Here is a 15,725-nt window from a genome sequence, read left to right as displayed (position 1 = left end):
CCACCCCATGCCCTTCTCCGTGTGCTTCGTGTGTACCGGCAACATCTGCCGGTCCCCCATGGCCGCAGCCGTCTTCCGTGCCCGGGTGGACGAGGCCGGACTCGGCGGCCTCGTCCAGGTGGACAGTGCGGGCACCGACGGCTGGCACGAGGGGGACGGCGCCGACCCGCGCGCCCTCTCCGTCCTGACGGCGGCCGGCTACGAGAGCGATCACGTGGCGCGCCGTTTCCAGGTCTCCTGGTTTCCCCGGCTCGACCTGGTCATCGCCCTGGACTCCGGTCATCACCGGGCCCTGCGCCGCCTCGCGCCCACTCCGGCCGACGCGGACAAGGTGCGGCTGCTGCGCTCGTACGATCCCGTGGCGGCCGGCCTCGGCGACCTGGACGTCCCCGACCCGTACTACGGGGACGACGACGGGTTCGACGCGTGCCTGAGAATGGTGGAGGCGGCGAGCGAAGGTCTGCTCGACGCCGTACGCGAAGCAAGGGAAGGGCGGGCGGCATGACGGACTCCGCAGCGATATCCGCAGGTACCGGCGCGGGAACAGCCGCGGGCACAGGCGCCGGGATGGGCGACGGCACGAGAGCCGTACGGGCCGGCCTCCCCGAGCCGGTGAAGCACGAGCCGACCCTCCCGGGGCCGGTGTTCGCCGCGCACTTCCACCTGCCGGGCGATCCCACCGGGCCGTACACCTACGGACGGGACGACAACCCGACCTGGACGCTTCTCGAACAGGCCATCGGCGAGCTCGAGGCGCCGGGCGACGGCAGTGACGGCGCCTTCGGCACGGACGTCGAGACCCTGGTCTTCGCCTCCGGGATGGCCGCCATCTCAGCAGTGCTCTTCTCCCAGCTGCGCGCCGGGGACGCGGTGGTCCTGCCGGACGACGGCTATCAGGCGCTGCCCCTCGTCAGGGAGCAGCTCACCGCGTACGGCATCGAGGTACGCACCGCCCCGACCGGTGGCGACGCCCAGCTCGACGTCCTGGACGGCGCCAAGCTGCTGTGGATCGAGACGCCGTCGAACCCGGGCCTCGACGTGTGCGACGTGCGGCGCCTCGCCGGCGCGGCACACGCGCGTGGCGCCCTCGTGGCGGTCGACAACACCCTGGCCACGCCGCTCGGTCAGCGTCCCCTGGATCTCGGCGCCGACTTCTCCGTGGCCAGCGGCACCAAGATGCTCACCGGCCACGGCGACATCCTCCTTGGGTACGTCGCCTGCCGCGACGCGGAGTTGACCGCCGCTGTGCGGCGCTGGCGCAAGATCGTCGGGGCCATCCCGGGGCCCATGGAGGCATGGCTGGCGCATCGCTCGCTCGCCACGCTCCACCTGCGCGCCGAGCGCCAGAACGCCAACGCCCTTGCCCTGGCCGAGGCACTGCGCGCCCGCGGTGAGGTGACGGGGCTCCGCTATCCGGGGCTGCCCGACGACCCCTCGTACAAGATCGCTGCGCAGCAGATGCGGCGCTTCGGGTGCGTGGTCTCCTTCACGCTGCCCTCACGCGCGCGTGCCGATCGTTTCCTCGACGCACTGCGTCTGGTCGACGACGCGACGAGCTTCGGCGGCGTGCGTTCCACCGCGGAGCGGCGTGGCCGCTGGGGAGGGGACGCCGTCGCGGAGGGCTTCATCCGCCTCTCCGCCGGGTCCGAGGACCCTGATGACCTGGTCGGGGACGTGCTGCGCGCGCTGGACGAGTCGGCGGGCTGACGGACCCGAGTGGGTGCGGGCCACCCCTCGCGGCTACTGCTGGAGTACGCACAACTAGTACTGGAGTACGCACAACGAACGGCCCGAGCCTCCCCCCTCGTGGCTCGGACCGTTCCGGTTCTGCGCGCGAAGAACCGCGCGAACCAGGCTAGTTGACTCTGTGTCAGTGTCCAATCACAGTAGCGGCAGACACCTATCGACATATTTATAGTTTGGCTGCGGCCCGCGGGCCGAGAGGGGAGGGCATCGCCGTGGATCTGGCCTTGCTGCGCACGTTTGTGACCGTGCACCGGGCCGGCTCCTTCACACGCGCGGCTGCCCTGCTCGGCCTGTCCCAGCCGGCCGTCACCTCGCAGATACGCACCCTTGAGCAGCAGCTCGGCCGCCCCCTGTTCCTGCGCCAGGCGCGCGGCGTCACGCCCACGACCATCGGGGACGAGCTCGCCCACAAGGCCGCGCCGCATCTCGACGCCCTGGTGGAGATCGCCGAGACAGGACTCGAAGAAGACTCCTCGGTACGCACCCTCCACCTCGCGGGCCCCCCGGAGTTCACCGCGGCCCGTGCGTTACCCGCCCTCACTTCACTGACCGGGCAGGACGGACAGGGCTACGCACTGCGTACCTCGTTCGGCAACGCGGAAGAGGTCATCGAAGGGCTCTCGGCCGGGCATCACGACCTGGCCATCAGCACCGCCAGGCCGCGCGGCTCACTGCTCACCGCGACGCCGCTGTGCGACGAGGAGCACGTCCTGGTCGCGGGCCCGCACTGGGCGGCCCGCATCGGGCCCGGACTGCGCCGCAAGGGCGCTTCGGCGCTGGAGAACCTGCCCGTGGTGGAGGTGCACGAGTCGCTGCCACTGGTCGCCCGCTACTGGTCCGCCGTCTTCGACACCCGTCCGGCCGCATCGGGCGCCGTCATTGTGCCGGACCTGCGGGCCGTGCTCTCCTGCGTCGCCAGCGGGGCGGGTCTTGCCGTGCTACCGCGCTATCTCTGTGCGCCCGCCCTGAAGAGTGGCGAGGTCGTAGCCCTGCTGGACCCAGCGGTGCCGCCCCTGCGCACGTATTTCCTGGTCGTACGCACCGGCACGCTCGCGATGACGCACATCGCGCGGGCGCACGAGTGGCTGCTGCGCGCTGCCGTCGACTGGGCTTGAGCAGGACTCCGGCTGGTTCACGATGTTTCACGTGGAACAGTCCGGGCCACATTCCTCCCATGACCGTCCGACCCGTGGTCAAGCGCACCGCACGCGCCGTCCTGCTCGATGGCGACGACCTGATCCTGATCAAGCGGACCAAACCCGGCGTCGATCCCTACTGGCTCACCCCCGGTGGCGGCGTGGAGCCAGAGGACGCGACCGTCGTCGACGCGCTCCATCGTGAGGTCCACGAGGAGCTCGGCGCCAAGATTTCCGACGTGGTGCCCTGCTTCGTGGACACCGTCGAGCACATCGGCGAGGACGGTGGCGCGACCGGCGTCAAGGTCCAGCACTTCTTCGTCTGCCGCCTGGAGTCCATGGACGCCTCGCTGCGGCACGGCCCGGAGATCGAGGAGCCGTGCGGCGAGTACGAGATCGTCCATGTGCCCTTCACCCGGGTCGGAATCGCCTCGGTCCACCTCGTACCGCTGTCACTGCGGCACTACCTGGACGGCAACATCGAGGGCGTACGGGCGATGCACGCCCCTGACCTGGGCTGATTCTGCCGAGCTGGCCACACATCCCTGATCGAGACTGGCGTGACCGGGGCTACCTGATCGGGGCTAATCGCCCGTGGTGACCAGTTCCTCGACGGAGTCGTGGCGGATGCGGCCGGCCGGGATGCCGATGTCCCGCAACGCGTCCACCCCACTGCGGATCATGCCGGGCGGGCCCGAGAGGTAGGCGTCGTACTCGTTCCAGGGGCCGTACTCGCGCACGGCGTCCGGGAAGTGGGCGTGCCCGTCGACGACCGGGCGGACCGAGAGCCAGGGATGGGTCTGCTGGAGCCGCAGCATCGTGTCGATGTCGTACAGGTCGTGATCGGTGCGGGCTCCGTAGAAGACCTCGACCGGCCGCCGTTCGCCGTGCTCGGCGACGTCCTCGACGAGTGCCTTGATGGGGGCGATGCCGGTGCCCCCGCCCAGACAGAGCAGGCCGCTGTCGGTGGAATGGTCGACGGTCATCGAACCCGCGGGCGCGCCGAGGCGCAGGACGTCGCCGGGGCGGGCGTGGTGCACCAGGGCGTTGGAGACCCAGCCCGCGGGGACGGCCTTCACGTGGAACGAGAGCAGTCCGTCGGAGCGCGGCGCCGACGCGAACGAGTAGTGCCGCCAGATGCGCGGCCACCAGGGCGTCTCCAGGCTCGTGTACTGGCCTGCCAGGAAGGGGTAGGGCTGATCGGGCCGGACGGTGACGACAGCGATGTCAGGCGTCCTGAGGTCGTGCGAGACGACCTCGGCGAGCCACCAGGCAGGGGCGCGCAGTTCATCCGCGGCGGCCGCGTCGATCATGATCTGGGAGATCGTCGTGTACGTCCGGACCCAGGCGGCCTCGGTCTCCTCGTCCCAGATCGCGCTCGCGTACCGGCTGAGCGAGCCGATCAGGCATTCACCGACGGCCGGGTAGTGCTCGGGCCGGGTGCCGTACTTACGGTGTCCACGCCCGAGGTTCTTCAGATACGCGGCGAGCGCGTCGGCATGGTCGATGTTCTCGGCGGCGGTCAGCAGCGCCTTGAGCAGCCGGTCGCGCTGGGTGTCCATCGCGGCGGGGAACAAGGGGCGCAGGTCGGGATGCCGGGTGAAGAGCAGCGCGTAGAAGTACGAGGTCACCTTGTCGGCGACGGGGGCTACTTCGGCCATGGTGCGCTGGACGCGGATCGCGTCGGGGGAACCCGTGGGGGAGGGCTTCCGTGGTTCCGGTACGCGTTCGGAGCGCGGCGGCTCGGGATGGGGCGCCGGGGCCTGAGGTGCGCTCTGCGGCGCGTTCTGCGGCGCGTTCTGCGGCACGAACGGAGCGGGAGCCGGTGCGGGTGTCGCTTCGGCTGCTTCCCGGTCGGCCGGTATTCGCTCCGCTGCCGCGTCGCCGGGTTGGGGCGCGGGGCCGGCTTCCGGGTCGGGGGCAGCCGTGCCGGGCCTGCCCACGGGACGTATGGCGGAGACCCGGCGGCCCTCGGCCGCCTCGGGCTCGCCACCTTCGGGCCGGGTCTGCTGCTCGCCGCCCTCCGGCGGCTTCGGCGCCTTCCGCGGGGTGAACCAGCCGCCTCCACCGCCGCTGTCACCGGAAGTGCCGTTGCCCGCCGACGTGGTGGTCGGAGCGTCCATGCTGTGCCTCGCCTCGAACATCTCTCAGTCGGTCCGTGCACTTCCCTGAAGGAAGCCGCTTACTTTCCCCGCTCCGCCTCGGCCGCCAATGTGGCCACATTGAACCTCGAATTACCGGACCCTACGGACAAGTAGGCGTCAAATGTGACATTGCCCGCAGTCCTCTCATGGCAGCGTCCCATCCCTCGCCGTCACGCCGGTCGCATAACGGAAAGTTCAGGTCTTCGATCACTTCGCCCCGTTAGGCTTCGCTGCCCTCCGCCGTGCCCCCCAGGGGTGCTCAGAGAGCACCCGGCCCGAACCGGACTCGACCATACCGGCAGCCGTCCGGCACACAAGTCCCACCGCCCTTAAGCAGGAATTAAGCGACTGGTGCCCGCCAATTGCTCCAATTACCGGGCGTCGCGCACCAATTCATACGCCTTACGCAGATCACGACCGACATAAGAGTGGGTCGCGAGCCCGACCAGCCGCTGATCCGCATTGACGGCGACCGAGACGGGCACCGCTCCGAACAGCTCCACGTCGGAGAGCGAGTCTCCATAAGCGATGCAATCGGACCGCCCCACCCCGAACTCTTCACAGAGCCGGTTCGCGATCTTCACCTTGGCCGCGGCGTTGAGAATGCCCGTCGGATTCACCGGCTCGGTGAACGGCACAGCGGGGAAAATCGAGCCGTGCGCGGCATGCGCACCCCAGCCGAGCAGCCGTTCCACGAAGAACGAGGGCGACAGCGAGATCACCGCGCAGTAGTCGCCGCCCTCCCGGATCTCCGCCCAGGTCTCACGGATCCCCGTCAGCCACGGTGCACCGTCGAAGGCTGCGGTGACCTGCCCGTCCGTGAGATCCGCCCACAGGGCATGCACACGGGCCGCGTACTGCGGCGAGTCGATTCGCTGCGTCACGAAGTCCCGTTCCAGCTCGGCGATCTCCGCGTCGAGGCCGAGCTGGCGCGAGATCTCCACGGGAGCCGCCGTGCCGTGCAGCAGCGTTCCGTCCAGGTCGAAGAGGTGAAGGCGTGCCATGTACGCCGAGGCTAGTACCCGCGGTTACTCCCGCCGTCAGACGCCTTCGGCCGCCGATCCCGGCACCGTGTTTCACGTGAAACTACGCCGCCCCGCTCGCCGGGCCACCCTCGTCGTCCATGTCATCGCCGCCGCAGGCTGGCTCGGGCTCACGCTCGGCCTGCTCGCGCTTGCCTTCGCGGCCATCACCACGGATTCCCCCGCGGTCACCGAGGCCGCCGCCCGCTCCATGAAGCTGTTCGCGGACTGGCTGGTGCTGCCGCTAGCGCTGCGCACGCTGTTGAGCGGCCTGCTGCTGTCCCTCGGGACTCCCTGGGGCCTTGCCAGGCACCGCTGGGTCTACACGAAGTTCTGGCTGACCTTGGCCACCACCGCCGCATCGGCGTTCGTGCTGCGTCCGGGCATCAACGACACGGTCGCCACCGTGTCCGCGGGCGCCCCGGTGACGGATCCGACCGACTTGATCGCGGGCCCCATCGTCTCCCTGAGCGCCTATCTCTTCATGACGGTCATCTCGGTACTCAAGCCCTGGGGCCTGACCCGCCGTGGCCGGAAGCAACGTGGCCAAAACCAACGTGCTTCTGCCCACAAACCGGTGGACGCCAAGGTCATGCGTCAGACAGCCTGAGCCGAGTGTCGACACCTACCCTCTCCGCCCTGCCCATCCGCCGGCTGACCCTCCGTGATCTCACCGCCTGCGCCGACCTGTCGCAGGATCGAGGCTGGCCACGCGAGGACCACAAATGGGGGCTCCTGCTCTCGGCCGGTACGGGCTACGGCATCGACGACCCCGACGGTGACGGCCTCGTGGCCGCCTGTGTGGTGACCGAATACGGACCACACGAGCGCCCCGGCCTCGGAGCGATCGGCATGGTCCTCGTCGCCGAGCGGCACGCCCGCCAGGGCCTCGGCCGCCGCCTGATGCGATACGTCGTCGAGGGCGCAGGCACCACCCCGCTCACCCTCCACGCGACGCCGACCGGCCTGCCCCTCTACGAGCAGCTCGGCTTCAAGACCACCGGCCGCGCCGAGATGGTCCGCGGCCGGTTCACTCCCGGCGGCCCACTGCCGGACGTCGCCACCCGGCCGGCGACCGCGGAGGACCTGCCCGCGATCGTCCGGCTCGACACCGAGGTCTTCGGCCTCGACCGCACGCACGTGCTCACCCGGCTCCCCGCCTTCGTCGACCAACTGCGGGTCGCGGAGTCGAACGGCACGATCACGGGCTACGCGGGTGCCTGGCCGAACATGGAGACCCATGTCATCGGCCCCCTGATCGCACCGGACACGGAGACGGCTAAGGCCCTGATCGCCTCGCTCGCCGAGGGCTCGGACCGGCCGCTGCGCACCGACATCGACGTACGCCACGAAGAGTTGCTCGCCTGGGTGAAGGAGCGGGGGCTCGCGCCGATCGCCTTCAATGCCGTGATGACGTACGGCATCCCCGAGCTGCCCGGCGACTGGACCCGCCGCTTCGCGCCGCTGACGGTCGCGGCCGGCTGACGGCAGTACTGAACCGCGCTGACCGTAAGTACTGAACCCCGCTGACCGAACGCAAAGGCCCGCCCCCGAACACCCGATGGTTCCCGGTATTTGGGGGCGGGCCTTCGTCATGGCCTCGCGCGGTGTCGTACCCGTGGAGTCGTACTACGCGAGGGCCTCCACGGCCGCCGTGGCGAACCCGTGGTCCTGCTCGGGGGCTCCGCCGCCAACGCCGATGGAGCCGATCAGACGGCCGTCACGGTGGACGGGCACGCCACCGGCAATGAAGAGCAGCGGCCGGTCGAGGGCGGTCGGCAGGGTGTGGAAGGGGCCGTCGGGCTTGACCAGGTCGACGAGGTCGGCGGTCGGGGCGTTGAGCTGAAGCGCCGTGTACGCCTTGCGCGTGCTCGTCTCGCCGGAGATCAGTACGGCTCGGTCGTCGCGCCGGAAGGCGAGCAGATGGCCGCCCGCGTCGAGGACGGTGACGCTGACCGTGACTTCGGCCGCCTCGGCCGCGCGGCGGGCCGCGCTGACGAGTGCCTCGGCGTCCTGCGTGGTCAGCGGGGCGACGGCGGGGGTGGTGGTGCTCATGGGGTGTCTCCTTGTGCGGTGGTGCTCATGAGGGGGCTTGTGGGGGTGGTGGGGGTCAGTGGTGGACGGGCGTCGGCTGCTCGACGGGGGTCACGCCGGCGACGACCAGGCTGGGAGCGGCCGAGCGGCGCTCGAGCGCGGCCGAGACGACGGCAAGGAGGAGCGCGGAGCCCGCGAGTGCCGCACCCGCCCAGTTCGGGGCGGTGTAGCCGAGGCCCGCGGAGATCACGAGGCCGCCGAGCCAGGCCGAGAGCGCGTTGCCGAGGTTGAAGGCGCCGATGTTCATGGCCGAGGCGAGCGTCGGGGCGCCGGAGGCCTGGTCGAGCACCCGCTTCTGCAGCGGCGGCACGGTGGCGAAGCCCAGCGCGCCGATGAGCGTGATGGTCACGGCTGCCGCGATCTTGTTGTGTGCGGTGAGGGTGAAGAGGGCGAGCACGACGGCCAGCGAGCTCAGCGAGATGTAGAGCAGCGGCATCAGGGCGCGGTCCGCGAACTTCCCGCCGACCAGGTTGCCCGCGACCATGCCGAGGCCGAAGAGGACGAGGAGCCAGGTGACGGAGGAGTCCGCGTAGCCGGCGACGTCCGTCATCATGGGCGCCAGGTAGGTGACGGCCGCGAAGACTCCGCCGAAGCCGAGGATCGTCATCGCCATGGCGAGCAGCACCTGCACGTTGCGGAACGCGGCCAACTCGTGGCGCAGCCGTACGCCCTCGGGCTTGGGCAGGTCAGGAACGAGCTTGGCGATGCCGACGAGGCCGATGACGCCGAGTCCCGCGACGATGGCGAAGGTGACGCGCCAGCCGAGGGTCTGCCCGACGAGCGTACCGAGCGGCACTCCGACCACGTTGGCCACGGTCAGGCCCGTGAACATCATGGCGATGGCTCCGGCCTTCTTCTGTGGCGCGACCAGTTCGGCCGCGACGACGGAGCCGATACCGAAGAAGGCACCGTGGGCGAGCGAGGCGACGACGCGGCCCGCCAGCATGACGCCGAAGACCGGGGCTACCGCGGAGAGCAGGTTTCCCGCGATGAACAGGCCCATGAGCAGCATCAGCATGCGCTTGCGCGAGATGCGGGTGCCGAGGACCGTCATCAGGGGAGCGCCGAGTACGACGCCGAGTGCGTAACCGGTCACGAGAAGACCGGCCGTGGGGATGGAAACGCCGAAGTCACCCGCGACCTCAGGGAGGAGCCCCATGATCACGAACTCTGTGGTCCCGATTCCGAAGGCCCCGATCGCGAGGGCCAGTAGCGCGAGAGGCATGGTTCTACCTTCCAAGACGATTGCAGGTGCGCTTAGCTTGCGTCCACAATAGTTGCATACGCGGGTTACTTGCAACCGCTGGATATTGCGGCGGTGGACTACCCTGGTCGCAGCAGCTCCGGGACGGAGGAACAAGAGCCATGACAGCGACGGACCCCGCACTCACCGCCCTTGCGCAGGGCTGGTGCGCGCTCTCCCTGCTCCACGGGAAGATCGAGACCCACATCGAGCGCGCCCTGCAGGCCAAGCACGACCTAAGCGTGCGTGAGTACTCCCTGCTGGACGTCCTCAGCCGCCAGCACGACGGGGAGGGCGGCCATCTGCAGATGAAGCAGGTCGCCGACGCCGTCGTGCTCAGCCAGAGCGCCACCACGCGCCTGGTCACCCGGCTCGAGGACCGCGGGCTGCTGTCCCGCTACCTGTGCCCCACTGACCGCCGCGGCATCTACACGGACGTCAGCGAGTCGGGCACCGCACTCCTCGCCGAGGCGCGCCCCACGAATGACGCCGCATTGCGCGAGGCACTCGACGAGGCGGCGCTGAACCCGGAGCTCACTCCACTGGTCAGGGCCGTCGAAGCGGTGCGGGTCCCCGCGTAGGGGCTGTGGACGTCGAGCGGCGGCCTGCCCTGTCCGACAGGCCGGTGGCTGCATAGGCTGCGTCTCATGGGAGATCTTGAGATACGCCCGGCAGTCGCCGACGACATCCCCGCCATCGTGGAGATGCTCGCCGACGACCCTCTGGGCAGCGCGCGCGAGTCGCCGGACGACCTCACTCCGTACCTCGCCGCGTTCGAACGCCTTGCAGTAGACCCGAACCAGCATCAGGTCGTCGCCGTGCGCGAGGGCCGCGTCGTCGGCACGCTCCAGCTCACGATCGTTCCGGGCCTGTCCCGGAAGGGAGCGCTTCGGTCGATCATCGAGGGCGTACGCGTCCACGCCGACGAACGCGGCAGCGGTCTCGGCACCCGCTTCATCGAGTGGGCCGTCGATGAATCCCGGCGGCAGGGATGCCAGTTGGTGCAGCTGACCTCGGATGCCACCCGTACCGACGCCCGCCGCTTCTACGAGCGGCTCGGGTTCACGGCATCGCATGTGGGCTTCAAGCTGCAGCTCTGAAGCTGTTGTTGATGTGTCAACCGGTGGGGCGTCGTGTTTCACGTGAAACACGACGCCCCATCCGACTCTCACCAGCGGTGGCAGGCTCCTACGAGGGCAGCCCGCGCCACTACAAGGGAAGCCCGCGCCATCCCTCCGGGTCCACTCCGCCCGGCACGGGCGTCCCGGCGTCGTACGGCTCCCGGGTGAAGAAGAACGACCCCAGGTCGAGATGGCTCACCGAACCGTTGGGCCGCCGCACCGCCTGCAGCCGCTCCCCGGCGAAGTAGCCGTCGAGCCCGGTCCAGGCGCCGTGACCGTCCGGCCGGAATCCCGAACCACGGCCATAGCCCGTGAGGGGCGTCAGCTCGAGCGCTCCGTCGGCCTTCGGTCGCAGTACGAAAGTGCTCGTCCCCCAGTACCAGGGACCCGCCAGCTCCAGCAGACCCTCGTCCAGCTCGCGCAGGGGGCGCCAGGCCTTGGGGATACGGGGCTCGGCATCGGCGACGATCTTCAGCAGGTCGAAGGCCAGAGCCGTCACGGCAGGGCCGGAGGTGCAATTGGTCAGCGTGATCGCCACCAGGCCGTCCGCCTCACTCGCCCACAGTCCGGCCATGAAGCCCGGCAGCGAGCCCCCGTGCCCGACCAGAGTGCGCCCGTCCCCACGGATCAGCTGCGTCCCCAGGCCGTACGTCACGTCCCAGTCCCCCGGGCCCATAGGCGACGCGGGCGCCCGCATCTCCTGCACCGTGTCGGCGGACAGGACCCGGTCGTCGCCCTCCAGCAGGAAGGCAGCGAAGCGTCCCAGGTCCGCCGTCGTGGACCACAGCTGCCCGGCCGGAGCCATGAGGCCCAGGTCCTCGGCGGGCTCGGGCATCATCACGTCCGCCCACGGGTGGACGGCCCAGCCACCCGCATGCGGGGCCTGCGGCTGCGCACTCGTACGGTCCAGGCCCAGCGGCTCCAGGATCTCGCGACGCAGCACGGCTTCCCAGGAGTCCCCCCGCAGCGCCTCGATCAGCGAACCGAGCAACGTATAGCCCGGGTTGGAGTAGTGGAACCGGCGCCCGGTGGGGTGCTTGAAGGGCTGCTCGCCGAGAACATCCCCGAGCTCGGGGCGCTGCGACGCGGGCGTACGCTCCCACCACTCACCGGGGGTCTCCGCCGCCAACCCACTGGTATGCGCGAGGAGTTCCGCGATGGTGACGTCACCTGCGGCAGTACCCGGAAGGTGCTTGTCCAAGGGGTCGGAAAGGTCGAGGGCGCCCTCGTCGCGCAGCCGCATCACCAGCACGGCGGTGAAGGTCTTGGTGATCGAGCCGATGCGGTACTGGACGTCCTCGTCGGGCGCGTGCCCCTCGACGCAGGTGCGCCCCTCGGTCCACACCAACTCGCCGTCCCTGAACACCGAGGCGACGAGCGAGGGCGCCCGCCCCTCCGCCTGTGCGGTGGCGACACGGTGCAGCAGGGCTCGACGGGTGGTGGGAAGCAACTCTTCACGCGGTGATGTCATGCCCCCAGTCCACCTTCGCGGAAGCCGCACGTCGAGCGAATTCCGCCGAGCGCGTTACGCGGACCGGCCGCCTGCCTCAGGGCGGGTGCGGCAGGGTTTCACCGGATCCACGGAATACCTGCCCCCACCAAGCAGTTCAGACGATGCCCCGTACAGAGCGGCGTTCTTCCCGGGCGTCGGCCTTCCCAGAGGTGGGGCGCTGAGGCGAGCGAAAGAGGGGCACGAGATGAAGTCCGTCATCCGGACGGCTGCCGGCGGACCCGAGGTCCTGCAGCTCGTCGAGCGTCCGGTGCCCGAGCCCGGCCCGGACGAGGTACGGGTCCGTGTGCACGTCTCGGGCGTCAACCCCACCGACTGGCGTAGCCGCAGGCGCGCACTGCCGACGGGCATGAACTGGCAGGTGCCCCACCAGGACGGTGCCGGGGTGATCGATGCCGTCGGTTCACAGATCGACCCGGCGCGGGTCGGGCAGCGGGTGTGGATCTGGGAGGCGGCATGGGAGCGGCCCTGGGGAACGGCACAGCAGTACACGCTGGTGCCCGACCGGCATGCCGTCGCCCTGCCTGACCATGCCCCGTTCGAGCTCGGTGCGGCCCTGGGCATTCCGGCCCTGACCGCCCACCGCGCACTGACCGTTCATGACGGCGGGCCGGGGCGCATCGCACCCGGCACCCTGGAAGGCTTGACGGTCCTGGTGGCAGGCGGCGCGGGCGCGGTCGGCAACGCGGCCATCCAACTCGCCCGCTGGGCCGGGGCGCGTGTCATCACCACAGTCAGCAGCCCAGCCAAGGCAGCGCTGGCACACGCGGCCGGTGCCCACCGCGCGGTCAACTACCGCACGCAGGACGCGGCAGCGGAGATCCTGGCCTTCGCCCCCAACGGCGCCGACATCATCGTGGAGGTCGCGCCCGGCGCCAACACCGCTCTCGACATCGCGGTGGCCGCCCAGGGTGCTGTGGTGGCCTACTACTCGGGCGGCGAGGGCGAACAGCTCTCCATCCCGGTGCTCTCCTCGCTGGCGGCGAACCTGCGCTGGCAGAGCGTTTTCGTCTACACCGTGCCGCCCGCCGCGAAGCAGCAGGCGCTCACCGACGTCACGGCAGCCGTGGACGCGGGCGCCCTGCGCGTGGGTGAGGAGGCCGGAATGCCACTACACCGCTTCCCCCTGGAACACACAGCCAAAGCCCACGCGGCGCTCGAAGAGGGCGTGGTCGGGAAGGTCCTGCTCGACATCCCGTGACCGTGGCGACGACTGATCTCAGACCCTTCACCCACTGATCAGGCGCTTGCCCGTGTCGGCCGCGTGCCTCACGCTGAGCCCCGAGCACGAGGACCACCGGCGAGCCCAGATCGCGCACCGATGAGTTTCCCGCGCCACGCTGGTCTGTACGCCGGACACCCACGGACGGAAGGCTGGGCCATGCGGAAACTGATCTACGGCATGAACCTGACCCTGGACGGCTACATCGCCGCGGCCGGCGACGACATCGGCTGGGGCGGGCCGCCGAGCCAGGAGCTGTTCCAGTGGTGGCTCGACCACGAGCAGGCAAGTGGCCTGTCGCTGTACGGGCGCAAGCTATGGGAGACGATGAGCTCCTACTGGCCGACCGGCGACCAGCAGCCCAACGCCACCCCGGCGGAGATCGAGTTCGCGCGGAACTGGCGGGACACGCCGAAGGTGGTGTTCTCCTCGACGATCGACAAGGTCGACTGGAACACCCGCCTGGTCACCGGCGACGCGATCGCCGAGATCACCCGGCTGAAGGCCGAGGACGGCGGCCCGATGAACATCGGTGGCGCGACGCTCGCCGGGGCGGCCATGCGCGCCGGGCTGATCGACGAGTACGTGATCGCCGCCCATCCGGTCCTGGTGGGAGGCGGCACGCCGTTCTTCACCGCGCTGGACAGCTGGGTGAACCTGAACCTGGTGGAGACGCGGACGCTTACCGGCGGCGTGGTCCTGACCAGGTACGAGACGAGGCGCTGAGCAGCAGCACCCCACACGCCAGGGACCGTCCCCACGTCCGCTACGTCTGTGCCATGTCCACGAAGCGCGAGTAGTGCCCCTGGAAGGCGACCGTGATCGTCGCCGTCGGGCCGTTACGGTGCTTGCCCACGATGATGTCCGCCTCGCCCGCGCGCGGTGACTCCTTCTCGTACGCGTCCTCGCGGTGCAGAAGGATCACCATGTCCGCGTCCTGCTCGATCGAGCCGGATTCACGCAGGTCGGAGACCTGGGGCTTCTTGTCGGTGCGCTGCTCGGGGCCACGGTTCAGCTGCGAGAGCGCGATGACCGGGACCTCGAGCTCCTTGGCGAGCAGCTTCAGGTTTCGCGACATGTCCGAGACCTCTTGCTGACGGCTCTCGGCGCGCTTGGAACCACCGGACTGCATCAGCTGCAGGTAGTCGATGATCACCATCTTGATGTCAGCGCGCTGCTTGAGGCGGCGGCACTTCGCGCGGATCTCCATCATCGACAGGTTCGGGGAGTCGTCGATGTAGAGCGGGGCCGCCGAGACCTCGGGCATCCGGCGCGCGAGCCGCGTCCAGTCCTCGTCCGTCATCGTGCCGGAGCGCATGTGGTGCAGCGCCACCCGGGCCTCCGCGGACAGCAGACGCATCGCGATCTCGTTGCGCCCCATTTCCAGGGAGAAGATGACGCTGGGCAGGTTGTGCTTGATGGACGCGGCGCGCGCGAAGTCGAGCGCCAGGGTGGACTTACCCATGGCGGGACGGGCCGCGATGACGATCATCTGGCCCGGGTGGAGGCCGTTCGTCAGCGAGTCGAAGTCGGTGAAGCCCGTCGGCACACCGGTCATCTCGCCGCTGCGCGAACCGATCGCCTCGATCTCGTCGAGCGCACCCTCCATGATGTCGCCGAGCGGCAGATAATCCTCGCTGGTGCGCTGCTCGGTGACCGCGTAGATCTCGGCCTGGGCGCTGTTGACGATCTCGTCGACGTCGCCGTCGGCCGCGTATCCCATCTGGGTGATGCGCGTGCCCGCCTCCACGAGGCGACGCAGGACCGCCCGCTCGTGGACGATCTCCGCGTAGTACTCGGCGTTCGCCGCCGTCGGCACCGTCTGCACCAGCGTGTGCAGATACGAGGCCCCGCCGACCTTGGTGATCTCGCCGCGCTTGGTGAGCTCGGCCGCCGCGGTGATCGGGTCGGCCGGCTCCCCCTTGGCGTACAGGTCGAGGATCGCCGTGTAGATCGTTTCGTGCGCGGGCCGGTAGAAATCGTGGCCCTTGAGCACCTCGACGACATCGGCGATGGCGTCCTTGGAGAGCAGCATGCCGCCGAGCACCGACTGCTCGGCGTCGAGATCCTGCGGCGGTACGCGCTCGAAGGCCGTACCACCACCGTCCCAGCCGCCGCCTTCACGGCCGCGGTCGTGCTGATCGTCGCGTCCTCTGCCTCCGTCACGACGCTGTCGGGAGGCGGGCAGACGGTCACTGGGACCGCTGTCGGCCCAGGGGTCGTCCAAGGGCTCGGAAATACTCACCGGGCCACCTCCCTCACGTCCGCCGCGCGGACCTAGCCGTGCCCCTCTTTCTTACGGCACGACACTGACAAATGAGCGACCCAACTCCGGTTCTGACGCGTCGGATTTTCGGGCTTTCCGAGGCAGGATCACGAGGGGGGCGCCGCACCACGGTAGGCCCGCGGCCACCGTCAGCCAATCTGGTTATCCACAGGCGGTGTGGATGACGGGCGCGTTGCTGTGGAGAACCCCGCCAAACCTGT

At 69.8% G+C, this 15,725-nt stretch carries 16 protein-coding genes; 10 read left to right on the top strand and 6 right to left on the bottom strand.

The genetic code is table 11. The features are described from left to right. Nucleotides 1–7: 7 nt before the first annotated feature. The 4 genes from OG302_RS21390 to OG302_RS21375 all read left to right on the top strand — a co-directional run bounded on the left by OG302_RS21390 (nucleotide 8) and on the right by OG302_RS21375 (nucleotide 3,403). Nucleotides 8–505 (top strand): low molecular weight protein-tyrosine-phosphatase, encoded by a 498-nt coding sequence (locus tag OG302_RS21390; RefSeq protein ID WP_371528241.1) that lies wholly within the window; start codon nucleotides 8–10, stop codon nucleotides 503–505. After that, nucleotides 502–1,707, top strand: coding sequence for a cystathionine gamma-lyase (locus tag OG302_RS21385; RefSeq protein WP_371528240.1), 1,206 nt, complete (start codon nucleotides 502–504; stop codon nucleotides 1,705–1,707). Before OG302_RS21390 ends, OG302_RS21385 begins: the two co-directional genes overlap by 4 nt. Nucleotides 1,708–1,958: 251 nt before the next feature. Beyond that, entirely contained in the window at nucleotides 1,959–2,861 is a 903-nt protein-coding gene (locus OG302_RS21380; RefSeq protein ID WP_371528239.1) for a LysR family transcriptional regulator, read from the top strand. Between the two features lie 59 nt (nucleotides 2,862–2,920). Continuing rightward, entirely contained in the window at nucleotides 2,921–3,403 is a 483-nt protein-coding gene (locus OG302_RS21375; protein ID WP_371528238.1) for an NUDIX domain-containing protein, read from the top strand. A 63-nt stretch (nucleotides 3,404–3,466) separates the two neighbouring features. Here OG302_RS21375 and OG302_RS21370 read toward each other — a convergent pair whose 3' ends face one another. Together OG302_RS21370 and OG302_RS21365 are read right to left on the bottom strand one after the other, a co-directional pair. Next, nucleotides 3,467–5,005 (bottom strand): globin domain-containing protein, encoded by a 1,539-nt coding sequence (locus OG302_RS21370; RefSeq protein WP_371528237.1) that lies wholly within the window; start codon nucleotides 5,003–5,005, stop codon nucleotides 3,467–3,469. Between the two features lie 392 nt (nucleotides 5,006–5,397). Next, on the bottom strand, nucleotides 5,398–6,030 hold the full coding sequence (locus tag OG302_RS21365; RefSeq protein WP_371528236.1) for an HAD family hydrolase: 633 nt from the start codon (nucleotides 6,028–6,030) through the stop codon (nucleotides 5,398–5,400). Nucleotides 6,031–6,106: 76 nt separating this feature from the next. Between OG302_RS21365 and OG302_RS21360 the strand changes: the two genes are divergently transcribed. Beyond that, nucleotides 6,107–6,658: a DUF2269 domain-containing protein gene (locus tag OG302_RS21360; RefSeq protein ID WP_371528235.1), complete on the top strand. Its 552-nt coding sequence runs from the start codon at nucleotides 6,107–6,109 to the stop codon at nucleotides 6,656–6,658. A gap of 5 nt (nucleotides 6,659–6,663) precedes the next feature. Beyond that, nucleotides 6,664–7,533 (top strand): GNAT family N-acetyltransferase, encoded by an 870-nt coding sequence (locus OG302_RS21355; protein WP_371528234.1) that lies wholly within the window; start codon nucleotides 6,664–6,666, stop codon nucleotides 7,531–7,533. Nucleotides 7,534–7,677: 144 nt separating this feature from the next. Here OG302_RS21355 and OG302_RS21350 read toward each other — a convergent pair whose 3' ends face one another. Both OG302_RS21350 and OG302_RS21345 read right to left on the bottom strand, forming a co-directional pair. Further along, nucleotides 7,678–8,103 (bottom strand): heme-binding protein, encoded by a 426-nt coding sequence (locus OG302_RS21350; RefSeq protein ID WP_371528233.1) that lies wholly within the window; start codon nucleotides 8,101–8,103, stop codon nucleotides 7,678–7,680. A 55-nt stretch (nucleotides 8,104–8,158) separates the two neighbouring features. Further along, nucleotides 8,159–9,367 carry an MFS transporter gene (locus OG302_RS21345; protein WP_371528232.1) on the bottom strand — a complete coding sequence of 403 codons (1,209 nt, stop codon included), beginning with the start codon at nucleotides 9,365–9,367 and terminating at the stop codon, nucleotides 8,159–8,161. Between the two features lie 140 nt (nucleotides 9,368–9,507). On the opposite strand from OG302_RS21345, the gene OG302_RS21340 reads away from it, so the two are divergent. Then, the gene (locus OG302_RS21340) at nucleotides 9,508–9,966 is read left to right on the top strand and encodes a MarR family winged helix-turn-helix transcriptional regulator (protein ID WP_371528231.1); all 459 of its coding nucleotides are present in this window, start codon (nucleotides 9,508–9,510) and stop codon (nucleotides 9,964–9,966) included. Nucleotides 9,967–10,032: 66 nt separating this feature from the next. Continuing rightward, nucleotides 10,033–10,485, top strand: coding sequence for an N-acetyltransferase family protein (locus tag OG302_RS21335; protein WP_371528230.1), 453 nt, complete (start codon nucleotides 10,033–10,035; stop codon nucleotides 10,483–10,485). A 109-nt stretch (nucleotides 10,486–10,594) separates the two neighbouring features. Here OG302_RS21335 and OG302_RS21330 read toward each other — a convergent pair whose 3' ends face one another. After that, a complete protein-coding gene (locus OG302_RS21330) occupies nucleotides 10,595–11,977 on the bottom strand; it encodes a serine hydrolase domain-containing protein (protein WP_371528229.1) in 1,383 nt (460 codons plus the stop codon). 226 nt (nucleotides 11,978–12,203) lie between these two features. Here OG302_RS21330 and OG302_RS21325 point away from each other — a divergent pair, with 226 nt between their 5' ends. Both OG302_RS21325 and OG302_RS21320 read left to right on the top strand, forming a co-directional pair. After that, nucleotides 12,204–13,217: an NADPH:quinone reductase gene (locus OG302_RS21325; protein ID WP_371528228.1), complete on the top strand. Its 1,014-nt coding sequence runs from the start codon at nucleotides 12,204–12,206 to the stop codon at nucleotides 13,215–13,217. Nucleotides 13,218–13,397: 180 nt separating this feature from the next. Next, nucleotides 13,398–13,964 (top strand): dihydrofolate reductase family protein, encoded by a 567-nt coding sequence (locus OG302_RS21320; RefSeq protein ID WP_371528227.1) that lies wholly within the window; start codon nucleotides 13,398–13,400, stop codon nucleotides 13,962–13,964. Nucleotides 13,965–14,004: 40 nt separating this feature from the next. Here OG302_RS21320 and dnaB read toward each other — a convergent pair whose 3' ends face one another. Next, on the bottom strand, nucleotides 14,005–15,483 hold the full coding sequence (gene dnaB / locus OG302_RS21315) for a replicative DNA helicase (RefSeq protein WP_371528226.1): 1,479 nt from the start codon (nucleotides 15,481–15,483) through the stop codon (nucleotides 14,005–14,007). Nucleotides 15,484–15,725: the final 242 nt, after the last annotated feature.

The sequence above is a fragment of the Streptomyces sp. NBC_01283 genome, from assembly GCF_041435335.1.
Taxonomy (GTDB): Bacteria; Actinomycetota; Actinomycetes; order Streptomycetales; family Streptomycetaceae; genus Streptomyces.
The sequence above is the reverse complement of the archived record's forward strand: the minus strand, read 5'-3'. Positions and strand labels throughout refer to the sequence as shown.